At 67.0% G+C, this 19,273-nt stretch carries 20 protein-coding genes; 15 read left to right on the plus strand and 5 right to left on the minus strand.

Annotated elements, in window-relative coordinates; genetic code table 11:
• The first annotated feature begins 76 nt into the window (after positions 1–76).
• From T8K17_RS17445 to T8K17_RS17460, 4 genes are read left to right on the plus strand one after another with little or no spacing between them, the layout of a single operon-like run.
• The gene (locus T8K17_RS17445) at positions 77–952 is read left to right on the plus strand and encodes a 3-hydroxyacyl-CoA dehydrogenase family protein (protein ID WP_322331012.1); all 876 of its coding nucleotides are present in this window, start codon (positions 77–79) and stop codon (positions 950–952) included.
• A 3-nt stretch (positions 953–955) separates the two neighbouring features.
• Positions 956–1,606, plus strand: a complete 651-nt coding sequence (locus tag T8K17_RS17450; protein ID WP_322331013.1) for a 3-hydroxyacyl-CoA dehydrogenase family protein — start codon at positions 956–958, stop codon at positions 1,604–1,606.
• Entirely contained in the window at positions 1,606–2,748 is a 1,143-nt protein-coding gene (locus tag T8K17_RS17455; RefSeq protein ID WP_322331014.1) for a CaiB/BaiF CoA-transferase family protein, read from the plus strand. Before T8K17_RS17450 ends, T8K17_RS17455 begins: the two co-directional genes overlap by 1 nt.
• 4 nt (positions 2,749–2,752) lie before the next feature.
• The gene (locus T8K17_RS17460; protein ID WP_322331015.1) at positions 2,753–3,739 is read left to right on the plus strand and encodes an NADPH:quinone oxidoreductase family protein; all 987 of its coding nucleotides are present in this window, start codon (positions 2,753–2,755) and stop codon (positions 3,737–3,739) included.
• Positions 3,740–3,864: 125 nt separating this feature from the next.
• On the opposite strand, the gene T8K17_RS17465 is transcribed toward T8K17_RS17460, so the two are convergent.
• From T8K17_RS17465 to T8K17_RS17475, 3 genes are read right to left on the minus strand one after another with little or no spacing between them, the layout of a single operon-like run.
• Complete coding sequence (locus T8K17_RS17465; RefSeq protein WP_322331016.1) at positions 3,865–4,713, minus strand: alpha/beta hydrolase; 849 nt, start codon at positions 4,711–4,713, stop codon at positions 3,865–3,867.
• A 14-nt stretch (positions 4,714–4,727) separates the two neighbouring features.
• Positions 4,728–5,438 (minus strand): haloacid dehalogenase type II, encoded by a 711-nt coding sequence (locus T8K17_RS17470; RefSeq protein WP_322331017.1) that lies wholly within the window; start codon positions 5,436–5,438, stop codon positions 4,728–4,730.
• 25 nt (positions 5,439–5,463) lie between these two features.
• Complete coding sequence (locus T8K17_RS17475; protein WP_322331018.1) at positions 5,464–7,581, minus strand: lytic transglycosylase domain-containing protein; 2,118 nt, start codon at positions 7,579–7,581, stop codon at positions 5,464–5,466.
• A gap of 194 nt (positions 7,582–7,775) precedes the next feature.
• Between T8K17_RS17475 and dapA the strand changes: the two genes are divergently transcribed.
• Together dapA and smpB are read left to right on the plus strand one after the other, a co-directional pair.
• Positions 7,776–8,678: a 4-hydroxy-tetrahydrodipicolinate synthase gene (gene dapA / locus T8K17_RS17480; RefSeq protein ID WP_322331019.1), complete on the plus strand. Its 903-nt coding sequence runs from the start codon at positions 7,776–7,778 to the stop codon at positions 8,676–8,678.
• Between the two features lie 158 nt (positions 8,679–8,836).
• Positions 8,837–9,307 (plus strand): SsrA-binding protein SmpB, encoded by a 471-nt coding sequence (smpB, locus tag T8K17_RS17485; protein WP_322331020.1) that lies wholly within the window; start codon positions 8,837–8,839, stop codon positions 9,305–9,307.
• A gap of 192 nt (positions 9,308–9,499) precedes the next feature.
• Here smpB and T8K17_RS17490 read toward each other — a convergent pair whose 3' ends face one another.
• Positions 9,500–10,138: a uracil-DNA glycosylase gene (locus T8K17_RS17490; RefSeq protein WP_322331021.1), complete on the minus strand. Its 639-nt coding sequence runs from the start codon at positions 10,136–10,138 to the stop codon at positions 9,500–9,502.
• Between the two features lie 31 nt (positions 10,139–10,169).
• Entirely contained in the window at positions 10,170–10,853 is a 684-nt protein-coding gene (locus T8K17_RS17495; RefSeq protein WP_322331022.1) for an NYN domain-containing protein, read from the minus strand.
• Positions 10,854–11,048: 195 nt separating this feature from the next.
• Here T8K17_RS17495 and folK point away from each other — a divergent pair, with 195 nt between their 5' ends.
• The 9 genes from folK (at position 11,049) to T8K17_RS17540 (ending at position 19,256) form a co-directional block, all read left to right on the plus strand.
• On the plus strand, positions 11,049–11,612 hold the full coding sequence (gene folK / locus T8K17_RS17500; RefSeq protein ID WP_322331023.1) for a 2-amino-4-hydroxy-6-hydroxymethyldihydropteridine diphosphokinase: 564 nt from the start codon (positions 11,049–11,051) through the stop codon (positions 11,610–11,612).
• 104 nt (positions 11,613–11,716) lie between these two features.
• A complete protein-coding gene (rpoZ, locus tag T8K17_RS17505; protein ID WP_322331024.1) occupies positions 11,717–12,148 on the plus strand; it encodes a DNA-directed RNA polymerase subunit omega in 432 nt (143 codons plus the stop codon).
• 75 nt (positions 12,149–12,223) lie between these two features.
• On the plus strand, positions 12,224–14,368 hold the full coding sequence (locus T8K17_RS17510) for a bifunctional (p)ppGpp synthetase/guanosine-3',5'-bis(diphosphate) 3'-pyrophosphohydrolase (RefSeq protein WP_322331025.1): 2,145 nt from the start codon (positions 12,224–12,226) through the stop codon (positions 14,366–14,368).
• A gap of 10 nt (positions 14,369–14,378) precedes the next feature.
• On the plus strand, positions 14,379–14,807 hold the full coding sequence (gene acpS / locus T8K17_RS17515) for a holo-ACP synthase (RefSeq protein WP_322331026.1): 429 nt from the start codon (positions 14,379–14,381) through the stop codon (positions 14,805–14,807).
• 129 nt (positions 14,808–14,936) lie between these two features.
• Positions 14,937–15,665: a signal peptidase I gene (lepB, locus tag T8K17_RS17520; RefSeq protein ID WP_322331027.1), complete on the plus strand. Its 729-nt coding sequence runs from the start codon at positions 14,937–14,939 to the stop codon at positions 15,663–15,665.
• Positions 15,662–16,345: a ribonuclease III gene (rnc, locus tag T8K17_RS17525; protein ID WP_322331028.1), complete on the plus strand. Its 684-nt coding sequence runs from the start codon at positions 15,662–15,664 to the stop codon at positions 16,343–16,345. Before lepB ends, rnc begins: the two co-directional genes overlap by 4 nt.
• Entirely contained in the window at positions 16,342–17,244 is a 903-nt protein-coding gene (era, locus tag T8K17_RS17530) for a GTPase Era (RefSeq protein ID WP_322331029.1), read from the plus strand. Before rnc ends, era begins: the two co-directional genes overlap by 4 nt.
• A 243-nt stretch (positions 17,245–17,487) precedes the next feature.
• Positions 17,488–18,432, plus strand: a complete 945-nt coding sequence (locus tag T8K17_RS17535) for an IS110 family transposase (RefSeq protein ID WP_322330493.1) — start codon at positions 17,488–17,490, stop codon at positions 18,430–18,432.
• 119 nt (positions 18,433–18,551) lie between these two features.
• Entirely contained in the window at positions 18,552–19,256 is a 705-nt protein-coding gene (locus tag T8K17_RS17540) for a VIT family protein (protein WP_322331030.1), read from the plus strand.
• The last annotated feature ends 17 nt before the right edge of the window (positions 19,257–19,273 follow it).

Here is a 19,273-nt window from a genome sequence, read left to right on the forward strand (position 1 = left end):
ACCTCATGGGCGGTTGGTCAAGCGAGGTCCTGAAACGAGTTCAGGATGACGGCGTGAAAATTGTTGGAGTTCACCAATGACAACCATCCAGACCGTCGGTGTGTGCGGCGCCGGGACCATGGGGGCGGGGATCGCCATCGTGGCGGCCCGCGCCGGCTACCGCACCGTGCTCTACGACACCAATGCCAAGGCGCTGGACCGGGCCAGGGGCCAGACCGAGGCCTTCCTCGCCAAGTCGGTAGAGCGCGGCAAGCTGACCCAGGAACAGGTCGACGCCGCCCTGGCCGGCTACAAGACCACCGACACGCTGGACGGCCTCGGCGAGTGCGACATCGTCATCGAGGCGGTGTTCGAGAACCTGGCTGTCAAGCAGGAGCTGTTCGGCAAGCTGAACGACGTCTGCCCGGAGCACACCCTGTTCGCTTCCAACACCTCCACCCTGTCGATCACCCAGATCGCCTCGGGCTGCGGCCGGGAGGATCGGGTGGTGGGCATGCATTTCTGCCTGCCGGCCCAGCTCATGAAGCTGGTGGAGATGTCGCCGGGGCTGAACACCTCCGACACGAGCTTCGCCGCCGCCTGGGCGTTCTGCGAGGCGCTGGGGCAGAAGCCGGTGAAGACCAAGGACGCGCCGGGCTTCATCCTCAACTACTTCCTGGTGCCGTTTAACAACGACGTCATCCGCCTGATCGAGGCGGGCGTGGCCGAGCCGGCGGATATCGATCGGGCGATCAAGGCCGGGCTCGGCTACAAGATGGGACCGTGCGAGCTTCTCGACCTGATCGGGCTCGACACCCAGGTGCTGCTCTGCGACGCGTTCTACGGCGTCACCCACGACCCGCGATGCGCCGCACCGCCGCTGCTCCACCGCATGGTGGCCGCCGGCCATCTGGGCCGCAAGTCGGGGCGCGGCTTCTTCACCTATGACAGCGACAAGATGTACGGGGCCTGAGCCATGGTGAGCTATTCGATCGTCGATACCGGCGACAGCCGGTCGTTCCCCGAGGACCATCCGTTTCTCGCCGGCTCCGGCGGGGACGGCGAGGTCGTCGCCTATATCGGGGCCGGCGCCATCTCCGCCTGGCAGGAGGACCCGTCGCGCACCGCGATCCTAGTCGAGCTCCACACCGAGACCCTGGGTGAGGTCACCGGCGAGAGCCGCGGCGAGGAGGGCTCCAATACCGTCGGCTTCGCCCGGTTCCGCGTCGGCGATGGCGCACCCTCCGATCTGGTCGAGCTGGTGCGTCAGCCCCATACCGATCCGGCCGCCTTGGAGGCTGCGCGCATGGTGCTGGAAGGGGCGGGGCTGCAGGTTTCCGAATGCTTCGACTTCGCCGGCCGCATCCTCGATCGCTTGATCCGGCCCTACTACAACGAGGCGCTGGCCAAGCTGGACGAGGGGCTGGCCACGGCCGACGACATGGACCTGACGGTCAAGCTGGGCCTCGGCTATCCGGAAGGCCCGATCGAGCTGCTGGAGCGCACGGGTCTGCACCATCACCACGACGTCACCCAGGCGCTGTTCGAGGTCTACGGCACCAAGCATTACGCCCCGGCCCGCCGGGCGCGGGTGGCGAAGAAGCGCGCGAAGCGGGGGCTTTCCTGATGCCGGGCACGGCGCAGAAGTCTCGGAAGCCGCTGGCCGGCGTGCGGGTGATCGACTTTTCCACCCTCCTGCCGGGGCCGATGGCGACCCTGATCCTGGCCGAGGCCGGAGCGGAGGTGATCAAGCTGGAACGGCCCGGCAGCGGCGAGGACATGCGCGCCTATCCGCCGATGGTGACCGAGGACAGCGGCGTGAACTTCGCCCTGCTGAACCGCGGCAAGCGCTCGCTCGCCGTCGACCTGAAGGATCCGGAAGCGGTCGAGCGGGTGAAGGTGCTGATCAAGGATGCCGACGTGCTGGTCGAACAGTTCCGGCCCGGCGTCATGGACCGGCTCGGCCTGGGCTACGAGACAGTGAAGGCGCTGAACCCGGCCATTGTCTACTGTTCCATCACCGGCTTCGGTCAGACCGGCCCAAAAGCGGCGCTGGCGGCCCATGACCTGAACTACATGTCGGAGACCGGCGTTCTGAACCTCGGCGCCGACAGCCGCGGCGATCCGGTCCTGCCGCCGGTGCTTGTGGCGGATATCGGCGGCGGCACCATGCCGGCGGTGATCTCGATCCTGCTAGCCCTGCGCGAGGCGGAGAAAACCGGCGAGGGCGCGTTCCTCGACGTCGCCATGGCCGACAATCTGTTCGCCTGGGGCTACTGGGCGCTGGGCGAGCGGGCGGCCGGCAAGGGCGATCCCAAGCCCGGCGGCGAGTTGGTGACCGGCGGAACCCCGCGCTACCAAGTCTACCGCTGCGCCGATGGCCGCTGGCTCGCCTGCGCGCCTCTGGAGCCGAAATTCTGGGCGAATTTCTGCGAGGTGATCGGCCTCGACCCGGCCCTGCGCGACGATTCCAAGGATCCGACGGCCACCACCGCCGAGGTCCGTGCCCTTATCGCCTCGCGCACCAGCGCCGACTGGCTTGAGGCCTTCGATGGCATCGACGCCTGCGTCACCCTGGTGAAGTCGATCTCCGAAGCCGCGGAAGACCCGCATTTCCAGCAGCGCGGCCTGTTCGCCGGGACCATGCAGGCGGGCAAGACCGCCATGATCCCGCTGCCGCCGCCCATCGCCCCGATCTACCGCGACCCCGAGGGCGGGCAGTCGTTCCCGGCCCTGGGCGACGCCAATGACGACTTGCTGAGGGACTAGGCCGATGCGTGCTGTGATGATGGAAGCGTTCGGCGCGCCGGAGACGGCGGTGGTCAGGGAGCTGCCCTCTCCGACGCCCGGACCGGGCCAGGTGGCGATCCGCACCCGGGCGGCCGGCGTGAACTATCCCGACCTGCTGGTGGTGGAGGGCAGGTACCAGCACAAGCCGCCGCTGCCCTTCATTCCGGGCAAGGAATTGGCCGGCGAGATCACCGCGGTCGGCGCCGGCGTGACCGGCTGGAAGCCGGGAGACCGGGTGATGGCACAGATGGAATACGGCGCCTTCGCCGAAGAGGTCGTGGCCGGGATCGACCAGTGCTTCGCGATGCCCGACGGCATGGCCTTCGCCGACGCGGCGGCCATGGGGCTGGTCTATCAGACCGCCTGGTTCGCCCTGCTCGACCGGGGCGGCTTCAAGCCAGGCGAGACGGTGCTGGTTCTGGGCGCCACCGGCGGCGTCGGCATGGCGACCATCCAACTGGTGAAGGCGCTGGGCGGCACCGCGCTCGCCGGCGTGTCGACCATGTCCAAGGCCGACGCGGCGCGCCAGGCTGGGGCGGACCACATCATCGACCTGTCGGTGGAGAACCTGCGCGACGGGCTGCGCGATCAGGTCCATGCGGCGACCGGCGGCACGGGCGCGGATGTCTGCATCGACCCGCTGGGGGGAGATCCGTTCGACGCGGCCATGCGGGCACTGGCCTGGTGCGGTCGGATAGTGGTCGTCGGCTTCGCGGCCGGGCGCATCCCGGTGATCAAGGCGAACTACCTGCTGGTGAAGAACATTGCGGTGACCGGCCTGCAATGGTCCGACTACCGTGATCGCACGCCAGAGCGCATGGCCGAGGCCCAGGCCGAGATCTTCCGCCTGCATGCCGAGGGCAAGCTGTCGGCCAACGTGATGGCGACCTTCCCGCTGGACAGGATGGCCGAGGCCATGGCGGTCATCTCCGACCGTAAGGTGGTGGGGAAGGTCGTGCTGGAGATGTGAGGGGCGCCCCTTCGACACGCCCCTATGGGGCTGCTCAGGGCGAGGTCAAAGGATGGGTGTGGTTCTGCGTTAAGGTATGACCTCGCCCTGAGCAGGAGCGGCGCGACGTGTCGAAGGGCAGCCGCTCAATGCCGCCCCAGAAATCGCTCCAGCGCCTCCCGCGCCGGCGGCTCGTCCAGGGTGGGGGCGTGACCGATCTCCGGCAGGAGGACGGTTTCCATCGCCGGATGGCGGCGCTGCATTTCCGATGCCGTCTCCGCCGACAGGACGATCGACCTGCCACCCCGCACCAGCAGCACCGGCACCGCCGTCAGCGCGCTGAACAGTGCCCAGAGGTCCGCCTCCGTGGCCTCGGCCCCGGCCAGCGGTTTTACGATCGCCGGGTCCCAGTCCTGGCGCAGGCTGCCGTCCGGCTCCTCGCGATAGGTGGTCTTGGCGAAGGCGACCCATTCCTCCTGCGTGGTGAAGGACATGTCCGGCAGGATCGTCTTCATCTCCGCCGCCGCGGCCTCCCACGAGGCGGGCCGGCGCTCGCGGCCCATCACCTCGATCAAAAAGTCGCCGCCGGTATCCGGGATCTCCGGCCCGATGTCGTTCAGCACGACGCCCGCCAGCGCGGTCGGCGCCATCACCGCTAGGGCCATGGCCATCAGTCCGCCGAAGGACGTTCCGATCACGACGACCCGGTGCAGCCCCAGCGCTATCATTACCGCGCGGATGTCGTCGGCCATGATCGGCGGCGCGTAGTCGGCGGGATCCGCGGCATAATCAGACCGGCCGCGGCCCCGATAGTCGAGGCTGACCAGCCGGCGCGGCGCGATCCGCTCGGCGATATGGGCGAAATCCTTGGTGGTGCGGGCATAGCCGGGCAGGCCGAGCACCGGCACGCGGGGATCCAGCGGGTCCCCCCAATCGGCCGTGAACAGCCGCGCGCCCGACCGGCTGGTGACGAAGCGTTCCCGGCAGGACAGCACGATCCGGCGCTCCGTCAGATGGCGCCGACGATGGCCGGCAGGGGCTCCAATGTCTTCAGCTCGATGTCCGGCGATCCCGGCAGCCGCTCACGCGCCTGGCCGAAGCGGTTGCACCAGGCCACCCGGAAGCCGAAGGCGGAGGCTGCCGCCGCATCCCAGGCATTGGACGACTGGAAGCTGATTGCCGCCGGACCCGACACGCCCAGGCGATCGACAGCGAGCCGGTAGACCCGAGGGTCCGGCTTGAACACGCCCAACTCATCCACCGACAGCACGGCGTCCAGCAGCGGGGCGCAGCCGGTGCTCTCGCACACGCTCTCCAGCATGTCGGGCGACCCGTTCGACAGGATGGCGGTCTTCATGCCGGCGGCCTTCAGCCTCTGCAGCACGCCCACCACCTCGGGATAGGTGTCCAGGGTGCGGTAACTGTCCATCAGCGCCTGACGCAGGCCGGTCGGCGGACCGCCGGGAAAGGCGGTCTCCAGCGCGAAGTCGAGCGCGTCGCCGGTGACCTGCCAGAACGGCACATAATGGTCCGGGCCCATCAGGCTGCGCAGCCAGGAATAGGAGAGCTGCTTGGTGCGCCAGACGTCTGACATGATCTGGGCCGGTTCCACCTCCAGGCCGAAATCGTCGCGGCAGCGCGCGACGGCGGAATGGACGTCGAACATCGTTCCGTAGGCATCGAAGACGCAGGCCTCGATCCCGTCGAACCGTTCGGTCATGGCGTTCCCCCGTGCTGACGGCCGCCTATTTCTTCAGGGCGGCCTGTTGCCGGTCCAACAATACGCCGCAGGAATAGACGCACCAGACTTTCTGGGCGCTCGGAGCAAGCGCGGCGATGGCGGTCGCCTGATCGTGATCGTTGGCGAGCCGGTCGCGGTAGACATGCAGCGCCTCCAGCACCCGCTGGACGTAATTGCGGGTTTCGGAGAACGGGATCCGCTCGATCCAGTCGATGACGTCCACCTTCGGGTCGCTCGGATCGCCGTGGTCCCGGACCCAGGCCGCGACCCGGCCGGGACCGGCGTTATAGGCGGCGATCGCCTTGATGTAGTGGCCGTCGAAGCGGTTCACCATCTGCTTCAGGTAGGTGCTGCCCAGGGTCACGTTGTAGTCCGGCCGGGCGATCAACGAGCCCAGGTCGTAGACCAGCCCGATCGACTTGGCGGTGACCTCCGCCGTGGCCGGCATGAGCTGCATCAGGCCGCGCGCCCCGACCCGGCTGATGGCGGTGGTCTCGAAGCTGCTCTCCTGGCGGATGATCGCGTGCACGAAGGCCGGCTCCGGCCCCTCGGTCGGCGTCGGCTGAAGCACCGGGTAGCCGAGGGCGGGCAGGATCATCCGTCCGGTCGCCGCGCGCCTGGCGGTGAACACGGCCGTGCCCAACTCGCCGGCCTCCGCCGCCATTTCGGCGATCAGGGCCGAGCGGTCGATGTCGTCGCTGGACACCGCCATGTGCCGCAGGAACAGCCGCGCGGTGCGGTCCATCCGCAGGCGGAGAAGGGCGCGGGTCGCCTGCACCTCGTCGTCGGCGTCGAAGGCGGCGCGGGCGGCGGCATCCGGTGCCGCGGGCGCGGGCAGGGCGATCCGCTTGGCGCCGATCCGCGCGGCGGCGAGCTGGCCGTAGAACGTGGTCTGGAAGGCGGCGCCGCGGGCATACCATTCCCGCGCGCCGTCCGGATCGCCGACCGCTTCCGACGCCCGGCCGGCCCAATAGGCGGCGCGGCCGGAGCTGATCGGGGTGGAGACATTGCCGTGCAACTGGGTGAAGTGGCGCAGGGCGTCCTTCGGGCGATCGAGAAACCGCAGCGCAATCCACCCGGCAAGCCATTCGGCATCGGCGAAGGGGGCACCCGAACGCTGGTTATGGGAGGCCGCCAGCAGGTAGGCGTCCTTCAGGTTGCCGTCGTCCAAGGCCTCGCGGATATGCCAGGCCCGCTCGCGCCACCACAGCGCGGCGAATTCCTCGGACGGCGGCGCCTGGAACATCAGTTCCCGCGCGCCGACCTTCATGCCGGACTGGCGGCGCCAGCGCAGCCGCTCGTAATGCAGCCCCGGGTCGTCCTGGAGATCCTTGGGCACCCGCCGGATCGCCTCGTCCACTCCGGCCTGCTTGTAACGCAGGCGCAGGCGGGCGTCGGCCAGCTTCCGCCAGCCGTCGGGCACATGGTCCATGGCCTGACGGGCCGCACCCGCATGGCCGCGCCACAGCATGTCGTCCAGGCGCTCGATATGATCGATCTGCCGCAGGTACTTGCCGTAGCGGGCGAGGAACAGCGCCTCGTCCTTGTTGCCGAGCTCGATGCTGCGCCAGGTCTGGCGCACCTTGGCCTGCACCGTCGCCTGATCGCCGGTCCGTGCCACCGCCTCGAGATGGGCGAGCTTGCCCTGGGTCGAGCGCGGCGGATGCTTGGCGAACCAGTCGAGCTTGCGGGCCAGGCTGATGTCGCGAGGCATCAGCTCCTCGGCCCGGGCGACGAGGGTGGATTCGTCCGGCCAGCCCGGATGATCGTTCAGGAAGCGCTCGATCGCGGCAAAATCTGTCGGCTGGCCGCCGTCGCGCAGCCGGGTCCATTGGAACAGGGCCTCCATCGCGGCGTCCCGGCCCCGGCCGCGCACCGCCGAGACCTTGTCCCAATCGCCGGACGCCGCGAAGGACAGGGTGGTCCTCCACGCGGAGTCCGACGCCGAGAGGCCAGTCAGGCCGGCTGGCCGGGCCATCGGTATGGGAGCACCGCCGGGAGCGACGGCGGTCGCCGTAGACGGGCGCAGCTCGGGCGATGGCGCCTTGTCGGCAGCCGGGGCAACACCGGCCCAGGCCAGCGCCACCACGCCGAAGATGACCGGGAGACCGCGAACGATCATGGTACTTCTCCGCACGATCGTCGGCGCCTGTGGGGGGAGCTTGGGGCCGACGACGAACGACCAAGGTAATGCTGCAACCGCTAACCGCCAAGCGGGCATGAGAAATTAGCTATCAGGCACACTTGCCCCCAGGTGGGGCCGGGCGTAATGTCGCGCCTTCGACCTTCCTATAACTGCCGACTCGGAGAGAACCGATGGGCTACGCATTCGGACAGCCGTTGTTCAAGGGATCACTTGTTGCCTTGATCACGCCGTTCAAAAACGGCGCGGTGGACGAGGATGCGTTCCGAAAACTCGTGGACTGGCAGATCGAGCAGGGCACCCATGGCCTTGTTCCGGTCGGCACCACGGGGGAAAGCCCGACGCTGAGCCACGAGGAGCACAAGCGGGTCATCGAGCTCTGCATCGAGCAGGCGGCGGGCCGGGTCCCGGTCATCGCCGGTGCCGGCTCCAACTCGACCAAGGAAGCGGTGGAGTTCACCCAGCACGCGGCCGAGGCCGGTGCGGATGCGGTGCTGCACGTCATGCCGTATTACAACAAGCCGACCCAGGAAGGCATGTTCCGGCATTTCGAGGCGATCAATAACGCCGTCGATATCCCGATCATCATCTACAATATTCCCGGCCGCTCGGTCGTGGACATGTCCGTGGACACGATGAAGCGGTGCTACGAGGAGCTCAAGAACGTCACCGGCGTGAAGGACGCGACCGCCGATCTGGTGCGTCCGATCAAGCAGCGCATGGCGATGGGCGAGGATTTCTGTCAGCTCACCGGCGAGGACGCCTCCGTGCTGCCGTTCCTGTCCCATGGCGGGCACGGCTGCATCTCGGTCACGGCCAATGTCGCGCCCAAGCAGCTTTCCGAGCTGCACGTGGCCTGGCAGAACCGCGACCTGGACACCGCCTTCGCGATCAACGAGCGGCTGCAGCCCCTGCATGCCGCGCTGTTCGCCGAGAGCAGCCCGGGACCGGTGAAATACGCGGCCAGCCTGCTGGGCATCTGCGAGTCGACCGCCCGCCTGCCGATCTACGAGATCGCCGACGAGAACAAGGCGAAGGTCGAAAGCGCGATGCGCTATGCCGGCCTGCTGAACTGACCATCGCTTCCGCACTGCGGAGGCCTGAGCGGCCCGCCCCGATCCGGGCGGGCCGTTGCCTTTCTGGGGTCTTCCCGGGGGCGCCGTCCCGGACCCCGGCCTCGACACGGGGCGGGGGCTGCCTATATACGCACGTCTGGATTTGAGGAGAGCGCGCCATGGCGGGTAAGCAGGGCGCCCGCAAAGAGGTTGCTCGAAACCGGCGGGCCCGACACGAGTACATGATCGAGGAGACCCTCGAGGCCGGTCTCATGCTGACCGGTTCCGAGGTGAAGTCGCTGCGCGAGGGCCGCGCGTCGATCAGCGAGTCCTATGCGGGCGACGAGAAGGGCGACCTGGCGCTGATCAACGCCCATATTCCGGAATACAAGCCGGCCGAGCCGTTCAACCACGAGCCCCGCCGGGTGCGCCGTCTGCTCGTCCACCGCAAGGAGCGGGACAAGCTGCTCGGCATGATCCGGCGCGAGGGCTACACGATCGTGCCGATGTCGCTGTATTTCAACGACCGCAGCATCGCCAAGCTGGAGATCGGCCTCGCCCGCGGCAAGAAGATGGCCGACAAGCGCCAGGACGTGAAGAAGCGGGACTGGGAACGCCAGAAGGCCCGGCTTCTGCGCGAGAAGGGGTGAGGGCGGGCTGCAGCAGTGGATGCCGACTCGAGCGGCTCCGATCATGCGGTAAAGACCAACTTCTCTCACCGTCACTCCCCGGATTTAGTCCGGGGCCTACGGGTCACTAGACCCTAAGTCAGGCGTTCTAAGCGGCTTTGGGGTGGGCCCCGGACTAAATCCGGGGAGTGATTGCGGGGAAGGAGGAGTCCCTTACCTCGTGTCCAGCAGTTCCCGCACCTGACGGAACACGTCGTGGAACATCTCTTCGGTCAGCCGGCCGGTGTTCGTGTTGTAGCGCGAGCAGTGGTAGGAGCCGACCATCAGCCGGCCGTCCTCCAGATCGTGCACCGCGTTATGGCCGAACTTGAAGGCGGACTTCCGTCGGCCCAGCGCCGCCAGCGTCGCGCCATGGGCGAGGGAGCCGAGCACCAGGATCACCTTCAGCGCCGGCATCTCGCCGATGGTCGTCTCCAGGAAAGGCCGGCAATTCGCGGTCTCGGAGCCGATCAGCTTGTTCTGGGGCGGGACGCAGCGGGCGGCGTTGGTGATCCGGCAGTCGATCAGGGACAGCCCGTCATCCGCCCGCTTATCGTAGGTGCCGGTGGCGAAGCCGAACGTGAGCAGGGTGTCGTAGAGCAGGTCGCCCGCGTAATCGCCGGTGAACGGGCGGCCGGTGCGGTTCGCTCCCTTTAGGCCCGGCGCCATCCCGACCACCAGCAGCCGCGCATCGGTGCCGCCGAAACTCGGCACCGGCGCGTTGTGGAAGTCCGGGTACAGCCGTCGGTTCTCGTGCCGGAAGGCGACGAGACGCGGGCAGAGACCGCAATCGGCAGGCGGGTCACTCAGCATATCGGCAGGCGATCTCTCGACGGTCTGCGGCTCAGCCGCGGCGGGGCGTCGGAGTCCGACGCACGACCGCGGGGGGCTCATCGTCCTCGTAATCGTCGTCGACATAATCGTCGTCGAGATCGTCATCCGCCTCGACAGGGGCGGAGGCAGGCGCCGCCGGCCGCTCTCGACGGGGACCGCGATCGGAATGAACCCGCTCGATCTGGGCCGCGAGCTGGTCGAGTTCGATGAACTGGTCGGCCTGGCGCCGCAGCTCGTCGGCGATCATCGGCGGCTGGGTGCGGATCGAGGAAACGACGGACGCGCGCACACCCTTGCGCTGCACCGCCTCGATCAGGGAGCGGAAGTCGCCGTCGCCGGAGAACAGGACCACGTGGTCGACCCGGTCGACCATTTCCATCATGTCCACCGCAAGCTCGATGTCCATGTTGCCCTTCACCTTGCGGCGGCCGGCGCTGTCGGTGAATTCTTTGGCCGGCTTGGTAACCAGCGTGTAACCGTTGTAATCCAGCCAGTCGACTAGCGGCCGGATCGGCGAATACTCCTGATCTTCCAGCAATGCGGTATAATAAAAGGCGCGAATCAACCGGCCTTTACCTGCAAACAGATCGAGAAGTCGCTTGTAGTCAATATCGAAACCCAGGGAGCGGGCGGCGGAATAGAGGTTGGCACCGTCTATGAACAGCGCCATTCGTTCATCGGGATGGAATAGCATATGCAATCCTTTCAATTGCTTTTGCGCTCTTCTTGCGCTGAATTCTCAAAAATTCGGCAGGCGGCTGAGGAATGAGGCCCCCGCGTCGAACTGTTTGCAGTCTAGGTCCGAATATGGGCTGATGTACAGGCCAAAGGCCTGCCGTGGAGGCAACGATTACATGGTGAAATTGTCAGTCGCGTCGGGGACGAGGCGGTGTCGAAGAGCGGCTCCGGAGGGCCGGTCGGCGGAGGGGGCACGGTGATCGTCATCGCCGTCGGCGCCAACCTGCCGGCCGCCGGTTTCGACACGCCGCTGGCCACCTGCGAGGCGGCGGTCCGCCGACTGGATCAGGAGCCGGACGTCCGGGTCGTCGCCCGGTCGCGGTGGTACGAGTCCGAGCCGGTCCCGAAATCCGACCAGCCCTGGTACGTGAACGGCGCGGTCGCGGTGAAGACCGACCTGATCCCGGAGGTGCTGCTGGCCCGGATGCACGAGATCGAGGATTCCTTCGGCCGGGTCCGGCGGGTCCGCAACGAGGCACGCCCGATCGACCTCGATCTGATCGACTACGAGGGCAGGGTCCGCATCGGCGCGATGGCGCCGACCCTGCCGCACCCCCGGGCCGCCGAGCGGGCATTCGTGCTGCTGCCGATCCGTGACCTCGATCCGCAGTGGCGCCATCCGGTCACCGGCGAGACCGTGGAGACGCTGATCGGCGCGCTGTCCGATCTCGGCGAGTCGATCAGGGCGATCGAGGAAGGCGCGTCAGGATCTTGATTTCCGGGCGATAACCTCGGATCAGCGCTTGTTTTACCGCCGCTTGGTCTCTATATTCCGCGGCTCCGCCTAATCATTGTGCGCACCCGATCGAGAGGCTTTTCATGGCCCGCGTTACCGTCGAAGACTGCATCGTCAAGATCCCGAACCGGTTCGACCTGGTGATGGCCGCAGCCCAGCGCTCGCGCGACGTCTCCGCCGGCTCCACCATCACCGTGGACCGGGACAACGACAAGAACCCGGTTATCGCCCTGCGCGAGATCGCCGAGGAGACCGTGGATATCGCGGCTCTGAACGAGGCGCTGATCAAGGGTCTGCAGAAGCATGTCGAGATCGACGAGCCCGAGGACGACGACATGGAGCGCCTGATCGGCTCCGATGCCGGTGCCGGCAGTGTCGGACTGGACGGCCGGCTCGCCGAGGGTGAAACTCTCGGGGAAGACGCGGCGGAGGATCTCGGTATGGAGATCGAGCAGGGTGACGGTGGCCAGCAGTTCGAGGATGTCGACGACAGCGAGCTCGACCGCGAAGGTTGATCCAGCCGCCATGCGCCCGGATTTTCCGGGCCGGCGTCCCTATATGCATAGGCACCTGCCGAAGGTGCTGATGCCATGATCCGTCAATACGAACTTGTCGAGCGCGTACGGGCCTACGATCCGACCACGGACGAAGCCGCGCTCGACCGCGCGTATGTCTACGCGATGAAGATGCACGGTTCGCAGACGCGGGCCTCGGGCGACCCGTATTTCTCCCATCCTCTGGAAGTCGCCGGCATTCTGACCGAGATGAAGCTCGACCACGGCACGGTCATCACCGCGCTGCTGCACGACGTCATCGAGGATACCGAGGCGACCCTTGCCGACGTGCGTAACCTGTTCGGCGACGAGATCGCCCGACTGGTGGACGGCGTCACCAAGCTGACCCGCATCGAGTTGCAGTCGGACCGCACCAAACAGGCCGAGAACTTCCGTAAGCTCGTGCTGGCGATGAGCCAGGACATCCGCGTGCTCCTGGTGAAGCTGGCGGACCGGGTGCACAACATGCGCACCCTGCATTTCATAAAGAACCCGGACAAGCGCCGGCGGATCGCCGCCGAGACGATGGATATCTACGCGCCGCTCGCCGCGCGCATCGGCATCAACGAGATCAAGGACGAGCTCGAAGACCTCGCCTTCGCCGAAATCAACCCGGACGCCCGCACCTCGATCAAGGCCCGGCTCGACTACCTGCGCAGCCAGGGCGGCGACATGGTGGAGAGCATCATCGCCGAGCTGCACGAGAAGCTGGCCGATGCCGGCGTGCATGCCGATATCTCCGGCCGGATGAAGACCCCCTATTCGATCTGGCAGAAGATGCAGCGCAAGGAAGTCGGGATCGAGCAACTGTCCGACATCATGGCCTTCCGGCTGGTCGTCGATAATATCGGCGACTGCTACCAGTGCCTGGGCGCCATGCACGGCTCCTATCCGGTCGTGCCGGGCCGATTCAAGGACTACATCTCGACGCCGAAGCCGAACGGCTACCGGTCGCTGCATACCGGCGTGATCGGGCCGCACCGTCAGCGCATCGAGGTGCAGATCCGTACCCGCGAAATGCACGACGTGGCCGAACTCGGCGTGGCCGCGCATTGGAACTACAAGCAGCGCGACGCGATCAACGAGGGCAAGCAGTACCGATGGATCCGCGAGCTGCTCGACATTCTTGAGCAGGCCTCCGGTCCGGAAGAGTTCCTGGAGCACACCAAGCTGGAGATGTACCAGGATCAGGTGTTCTGCTTCACCCCGAAGGGCGACCTGATCGCCCTGCCGCAAGGGGCGGTGCCGATCGACTTCGCCTATGCCGTCCATTCCGAGGTCGGCGACCGCACCGTCGGCGCCAAGCTGAACGGCCGCCTGGTGCCGCTGATGACCCAGCTGCGCAACGGCGACCAGGTGGAGATCGTCACCTCGAAGACCTCCACGCCGTCGCCGAACTGGGAACAGATCGTCGTCACCGGCAAGGCCAAGGCGCGAATCCGCCGCTTCGTGCGTCTGAAGCGTCGCCAGCAGTTCTCCGATCTCGGCAAGGCGATGCTGCAGAAGGCGTTCCGCCAGGAAGGCCATCCGTTCTCCGAAAAGCAGCTCGAGCCGCTGCTCGGCCGGTTCCACGCCGAGGCGGTGGAAGACCTCTATGCCGGCATCGGCGAGGGGCTGGAGAGCGCGCTGGAAGTCATCCACGCCGTGCATCCGCCGGTGGTCGAGCCGAAGAAGGAAGAGAACGTCGTCCCGATCGCCCGGGCGCGGGGCCGGGCCAAGAAGGGCCGGCAGAAGGATGCGCTGCCGATCCGCGGGCTGATCGACGGCATGGCGATGCATTTCGCGCGCTGCTGCCACCCGCTCCCAGGCGAGCGGATCGTCGGCATCGTCACCACGGGCAAAGGGGTGACGATCCATACGATCGACTGCGAAACCCTGGAGGGGTTCCAGGACCAGCCGGAGCGCTGGCTGGACGTGGCCTGGGACGACGACGCGGAGTCGGCCCATGTGGGGCGCCTGGACGTGGTGATCGCCAATGAGCCCGGCAGCCTCGGCTCGCTGTCTACGGTGATCGGCAAGAATGGCGGTAACATCATGAACCTGAAGATCGTGAACCGCTCCGTCGATTTCTTCGAGATGCTGATCGACGTGGAGGTGGCCGATATCAGGCACCTGACCACGATCATCGCCGCGCTGCGTGCGACGCCGGTGATCAACTCCGTCGATCGCGCGCGCGGGTGAGGGGCGAAGGATGATCCTCGGCATCGGCGCCGACCTGGTCGACACCCGCCGGATCGAAGCGGCCCTGAATCGGTTCGGCGACCGCTTCCGTCACCGCTGCTTCGCCGCCCAGGAGATCGCCCGGGCGGAGAACGCCGCCGATCCGGCCCTGGTCTACGCCAAGCGGTTCGCCGCCAAGGAGGCCGTCTGGAAGGCACTCGGCGACGATGCGCGCGACGGCATCCAGTGGCGCGAGCTCGTGGTGGAGAATGCGCGCTCCGGAAAGCCGCGCTTCGTGCTCTCCGGCAGGGCGGCCGAACGGCTGGCAACCCTCACGCCGCAGGGAATGATCGCCCGCATCGACCTGTCTTTGTCGGATGAGCCGCCATACGCGCAGGCTTTCGTGGTCGTCTCCGCGGCACCGGCCTCCATCGAGGCTCTGAGGCCCGGCGAAGGCTAGGCTCGTAAACCGGCGAAGCCGGGGTCAATCGCCGAGGGCATTGCTTGCCCCGGCGCGTCAAATTCGGCATACCGGTCCATGCTCGCGCATGCGGCGCTGGGTGCCAAGGTCTTGTCAGGATGGGTTTCGATGGCTGCAAAAAAATCGGGCGGGTACGGTGAGTTGATCCGCACCGTGATAATCGCCTGTGCCATCGCGCTCGGCATCCGGACCTTCTTCTACGAACCGTTCAACATCCCTTCGGGCTCGATGATCCCGACCCTGCTGGTCGGCGACTACCTGTTCGTGTCCAAGGCGTCCTACGGCTACAGCCGCTACTCGCTGCCCCTGGCGCTGCCGCTGATCCCGGGCCGGGTGCTCTTCACCCCGCCGGAGCGCGGCGACGTCGTGGTGTTCAAGCTGCCGAGCGACAACAGCACCGACTACATCAAGCGCATCGTCGGGCTGCCGGGCGACCGGGTTCAGGTAAAGGGCGGCATCCTCCACATCAACGGCGAGCCGGTGAAGCGCCGCCAGATCGAGGATTTCCAGCCGGAGAACGGTTCCCGCCCGGTCGCGCAGTTCATCGAGACCCTGCCGAACGGCCGTGAGCACCGGATTCTGGAGCTCAGCGACACCATGAGCGCCGACAACACCCCCGAATACCGGGTGCCGGCGGGGCACTATTTCGCCATGGGCGACAACCGCGACAATTCACGGGACAGCCGTTTCCCGGAGGTCGGACCCATTCCCGAGCAGAACCTGGTGGGCAGGGCCGACGTCCTGTTCTTCTCCCATGACGGCAGCGCGAAGCTGTGGGAAGTGTGGAAATGGCCCTTTGCCATTCGTTACGGACGTCTGCTGGAAGGCATCGAATGACGTCGGATGACACGGATCTGTCGGCGCTCGCCGAGATCCTGGGACACGCGTTCAATCATACCGAAGTTCTGCGGCGTGCGGTAACCCATGCCAGCGCCGAGCCTCGGGCCTGGAATGCCTACGAGCGCCTTGAATTCCTGGGCGACCGGGTGCTGGCGCTGGTCGTCGCCGAGCAGCTTCTCGACCGCTTCCCGCACGAGCGCGAGGGCGCGATCGCCAAGCGCCACGTGAACCTGGTCCGCCGCGAGGCCCTAGCCCAGGTGGCGCGTACGATCGATCTGGGACGGTTCCTGATCCTGTCGCGCGGCGAGGACGATGCCGGGTCGCGCAACAGCGACACCATCCTGTCCGACGCCATGGAAGCGGTCATCGGCGCACTCTATCTGGACGGCGGGCTGGAGGCGGCGCGGCGCTTCATCCTGAACGAGTGGAACCGGCTGCTGGAGCTGGACCTGCGCCCGCCCCAGGACCCGAAGACCACGCTGCAGGAATGGGCCCAGGGTCGCAAGCTGGCCCTGCCGCGCTATATCACCGTCACCCAGTCCGGGCCGGCGCATGCGCCCGAGTTCACGGTCCAGGTGGTGGTAGAAGGACAGGAGCCGACCATCGGGGTCGGCCGATCCAAGCGGCTGGCCGAACAGGCCGCAGCCGCCGAACTGATCAAACGGGTGGGAGCATGAACGCCCCGAAGTCTCATTGCGGATTTGTCGCCCTTCTCGGCGCGCCGAATGCCGGCAAGTCGACTCTGGTGAACCAGATGGTGGGGGCCAAGGTTTCCATCGTCACGCACAAGGTCCAGACCACCCGCAGCCGCATTCGCGGGATCGCCCTGGAGGGCGACACCCAGATCGTGCTGGTGGACACGCCGGGCATCTTCCAGCCGAAGCGCCGGCTGGACCGGGCCATGGTGCATGCCGCCTGGGCCGGCGCCGGGGACGCCGACGTGGTCGTCCTGGTCGCCGACGCCCGGCAGGGCCTGGACGACGACACGATGCGGATCATCGAGGGGCTCAAACAGGCCGGCCGCAAGGCGGTGCTCGCCCTGAACAAGGTCGACGACATCAAGCGTGAGAAGCTGCTGCCGATCGCCGCCGAGTTCAGCGAGGCCTTCGACTTCGAGCGGGTCTTCATGATCTCGGCCCTGAACGGCAGCGGCTGCGCCGACCTGCGCAAATATCTGGCCGAGCGGATGGCGCCGGGCCCCTGGCTCTATCCCGAGGACGAGCTCAGCGATCTGCCGATGCGCCTGATGGCGGCGGAGATCACCCGCGAGAAGGTCTTCCTGCGCCTGCATGACGAACTGCCCTATTCGGCCACGGTGGAAACCGATCAGTGGACCGAACGGGACGACGGCTCGGTGCGGATCGACCAGACCCTGTACGTGGAACGCGACAGCCAGAAGAAGATCGCGCTCGGTAAAGGTGGTCAGAAAATCAAAGAGATCGGGTCTCAGGCTCGCACGGAACTTGAAGAGATGCTGGAGCGCCGCGTCCACCTGTTCCTGTTCGTGAAGGTCCGCGAGAACTGGCAGGACGACCGCCAGCACCTGCGCGAATGGGGCCTGGAATGGGACGTGTGAGGTCTTCCTCAAGCAAGCCGAAACCTGCCTCCTATGTCCATCCACTCCCCCCGTCATCCTTGTAACTTATCGTCTTCCGCTTCTGGTAGAGTTTCGGAAGCGGTGGTGGATGGGACGCCGAGTCGTCCTGGAGCGTGCGAGCCCGAACGTCAGCAAGGTTGCCCATCCACCGTTCATCCCTCGAACCCGAACAGTCGCCGGGGCCGCCATATGGCGAGCCCGTTTAGGCAAGGCAGGGTAGCGATGGACCAGGTGATCGTGGGTATCGACGTCTCCAAGAGCCGTCTGGATGTTCATATCCTGCTCGGCGCGCAAGGGCCGGGCGAATGTGAGGCGGTGCCGCGTGACGGCGCTGGGATTGCAGCGTTGGCCGAGCGTCTTGGAGCGCTGGGAGCAACGCTGGTGGGGGTCGAGGCGACGGGCGGCTTCGAGACGGTGGTGGCGGCGGGTCTGGCCGGGGCGGGCTTGCCGGTCGTCGTGGTCAATCCGCGCCAGATCCGGGCCTTCGCCCAGGCGCTGGGACGTCGGGCGAAGACCGATCCGATCGATGCGGAGATGATCGCCCGGTTCCTGGCGGCGACCCGGCCTGAGCCGCGCGCATTGCCCGATGCGTCCGGCCGCCTGCTGGCCGATCTGGTGGCCCGGCGACGGCAGATCGTGTCGATGATCGCCGCCGAGCGCCAGCGTCAGAGCCGCCTCACGGAACCGCGGGTGCGGCGCTCGATCCTGCGTCTGATCACGGCCCTGGAGAAGGAACTGAACGAGGTCGACCGCGAGATCGACGACCAGGTCCGCGGCTCGCCGGTCTGGCAGGCACAGGAGGATCTGCTGCGCAGCGTGCCCGGCATCGGTCCGGCCACCGCCCGCACCCTGCTCGCCGATCTGCCCGAACTCGGCCGACTGGACCGGCGCCAGATCGCCTCCCTGGCGGGGCTGGCACCGTGGACGCGCCAATCGGGAACTTGGCGCGGCAAAGCCTTCATCGGCGGCGGACGCGCGAGCGTACGCACCGCCCTGTTCGTCGCAGCCATGGTCGGCGCGCGCTACAACCCTACCCTCAAGGCCTTCCACGCCAGACTGATCGCTGCAGGAAAGCCCAAGATGGTCGCCCTCATCGCCGTCGCCAGAAAGCTGCTTACCATCCTCAACGCCATCGTCAGAGATCAAAAGCCATGGCAAGTCGCTTGACCAAGATCACAGTCGCTGACGCAAGTCAGGATCTGCGGTGCACCAACGCCGGAGCATCGATCCTGATGTGCATCAGGATGACGTGCTAGGGTTTGCGAGAATTCAAAGCCAGGACCGTCTTGACCCAACCCTCCGCCCATCCGGACGACCCGCATTACATCACCCGGAGCGGTTGGCTGCGGGCGGCGGTTCTCGGTGCCAATGACGGGATCGTCTCCGTCTCCTCTCTGATCGTCGGTGTCGCCGCCGCCGATCCGTCGCCGACGGCTGCCATCATCGCCGGTGTGGCGGGACTGGCGGCAGGGGCGATGTCGATGGCGGCCGGCGAGTACGTTTCGGTCTCTTCGCAGGCCGATACGGAGAAGGCGGATATCCGACGCGAGCGCAAGGCGCTGGAGCGGGTTCCCGAGGCCGAGTTCGAGGAACTGACGGCGATCTACGAACACAAGGGCCTGAGCCGCGAAACCGCGCTGCAGGTCGCCCGGGAACTGACGGCGAACGATGCCCTCGGCGCCCATGTGCGCGACGAACTCGGCCTGTCCGAGGTCCATGCCGCCAATCCGATCCAGGCGGCCCTCGCCTCGGGACTGACATTCACCTGCGCCGCCGCCGTGCCGGTTCTGGCGACAGTCCTGTCGCCGGCGGGATTCACGATCCCGACGGTCCTGATCGTCACCGTGGTGGCGCTGGCCCTTCTCGGTGCGCTGGGCGCGCGGGCAGGCGGGGCGCCGATGGGGCGGGCGGCCCTGCGGGTCGTGGTCTGGGGCGTGTTCGCCATGGGGGTCACCGCCGTCGTCGGCTCGCTGTTCGGCGTTAGCGTCTGACGTCGCTCCGCTACCGC

The organism is Thalassobaculum sp. OXR-137 (genome assembly GCF_034377285.1).
In the GTDB taxonomy this organism is placed as follows: domain Bacteria; phylum Pseudomonadota; class Alphaproteobacteria; order Thalassobaculales; family Thalassobaculaceae; genus Thalassobaculum.

What these genes read in the sequence shown, in the direction of transcription:
- T8K17_RS17445 (WP_322331012.1), top strand. Translation starts at nt 77, where the DNA reads ATGACAACCATCCAGACCGTCGGTGTGTGCGGCGCCGGGACCATGGGG.
- T8K17_RS17450 (WP_322331013.1), top strand. Translation starts at nt 956, where the DNA reads ATGGTGAGCTATTCGATCGTCGATACCGGCGACAGCCGGTCGTTCCCC.
- T8K17_RS17455 (WP_322331014.1), top strand. Translation starts at nt 1,606, where the DNA reads ATGCCGGGCACGGCGCAGAAGTCTCGGAAGCCGCTGGCCGGCGTGCGG.
- T8K17_RS17460 (WP_322331015.1), top strand. Translation starts at nt 2,753, where the DNA reads ATGCGTGCTGTGATGATGGAAGCGTTCGGCGCGCCGGAGACGGCGGTG.
- T8K17_RS17470 (WP_322331017.1), bottom strand. Translation starts at nt 5,438, where the DNA reads ATGACCGAACGGTTCGACGGGATCGAGGCCTGCGTCTTCGATGCCTAC.
- T8K17_RS17475 (WP_322331018.1), bottom strand. Translation starts at nt 7,581, where the DNA reads ATGATCGTTCGCGGTCTCCCGGTCATCTTCGGCGTGGTGGCGCTGGCC.
- dapA (WP_322331019.1), top strand. Translation starts at nt 7,776, where the DNA reads ATGGGCTACGCATTCGGACAGCCGTTGTTCAAGGGATCACTTGTTGCC.
- smpB (WP_322331020.1), top strand. Translation starts at nt 8,837, where the DNA reads ATGGCGGGTAAGCAGGGCGCCCGCAAAGAGGTTGCTCGAAACCGGCGG.
- T8K17_RS17490 (WP_322331021.1), bottom strand. Translation starts at nt 10,138, where the DNA reads ATGCTGAGTGACCCGCCTGCCGATTGCGGTCTCTGCCCGCGTCTCGTC.
- T8K17_RS17495 (WP_322331022.1), bottom strand. Translation starts at nt 10,853, where the DNA reads ATGCTATTCCATCCCGATGAACGAATGGCGCTGTTCATAGACGGTGCC.
- rpoZ (WP_322331024.1), top strand. Translation starts at nt 11,717, where the DNA reads ATGGCCCGCGTTACCGTCGAAGACTGCATCGTCAAGATCCCGAACCGG.
- T8K17_RS17510 (WP_322331025.1), top strand. Translation starts at nt 12,224, where the DNA reads ATGATCCGTCAATACGAACTTGTCGAGCGCGTACGGGCCTACGATCCG.
- acpS (WP_322331026.1), top strand. Translation starts at nt 14,379, where the DNA reads ATGATCCTCGGCATCGGCGCCGACCTGGTCGACACCCGCCGGATCGAA.
- lepB (WP_322331027.1), top strand. Translation starts at nt 14,937, where the DNA reads ATGGCTGCAAAAAAATCGGGCGGGTACGGTGAGTTGATCCGCACCGTG.
- rnc (WP_322331028.1), top strand. Translation starts at nt 15,662, where the DNA reads ATGACGTCGGATGACACGGATCTGTCGGCGCTCGCCGAGATCCTGGGA.
- era (WP_322331029.1), top strand. Translation starts at nt 16,342, where the DNA reads ATGAACGCCCCGAAGTCTCATTGCGGATTTGTCGCCCTTCTCGGCGCG.
- T8K17_RS17535 (WP_322330493.1), top strand. Translation starts at nt 17,488, where the DNA reads ATGGACCAGGTGATCGTGGGTATCGACGTCTCCAAGAGCCGTCTGGAT.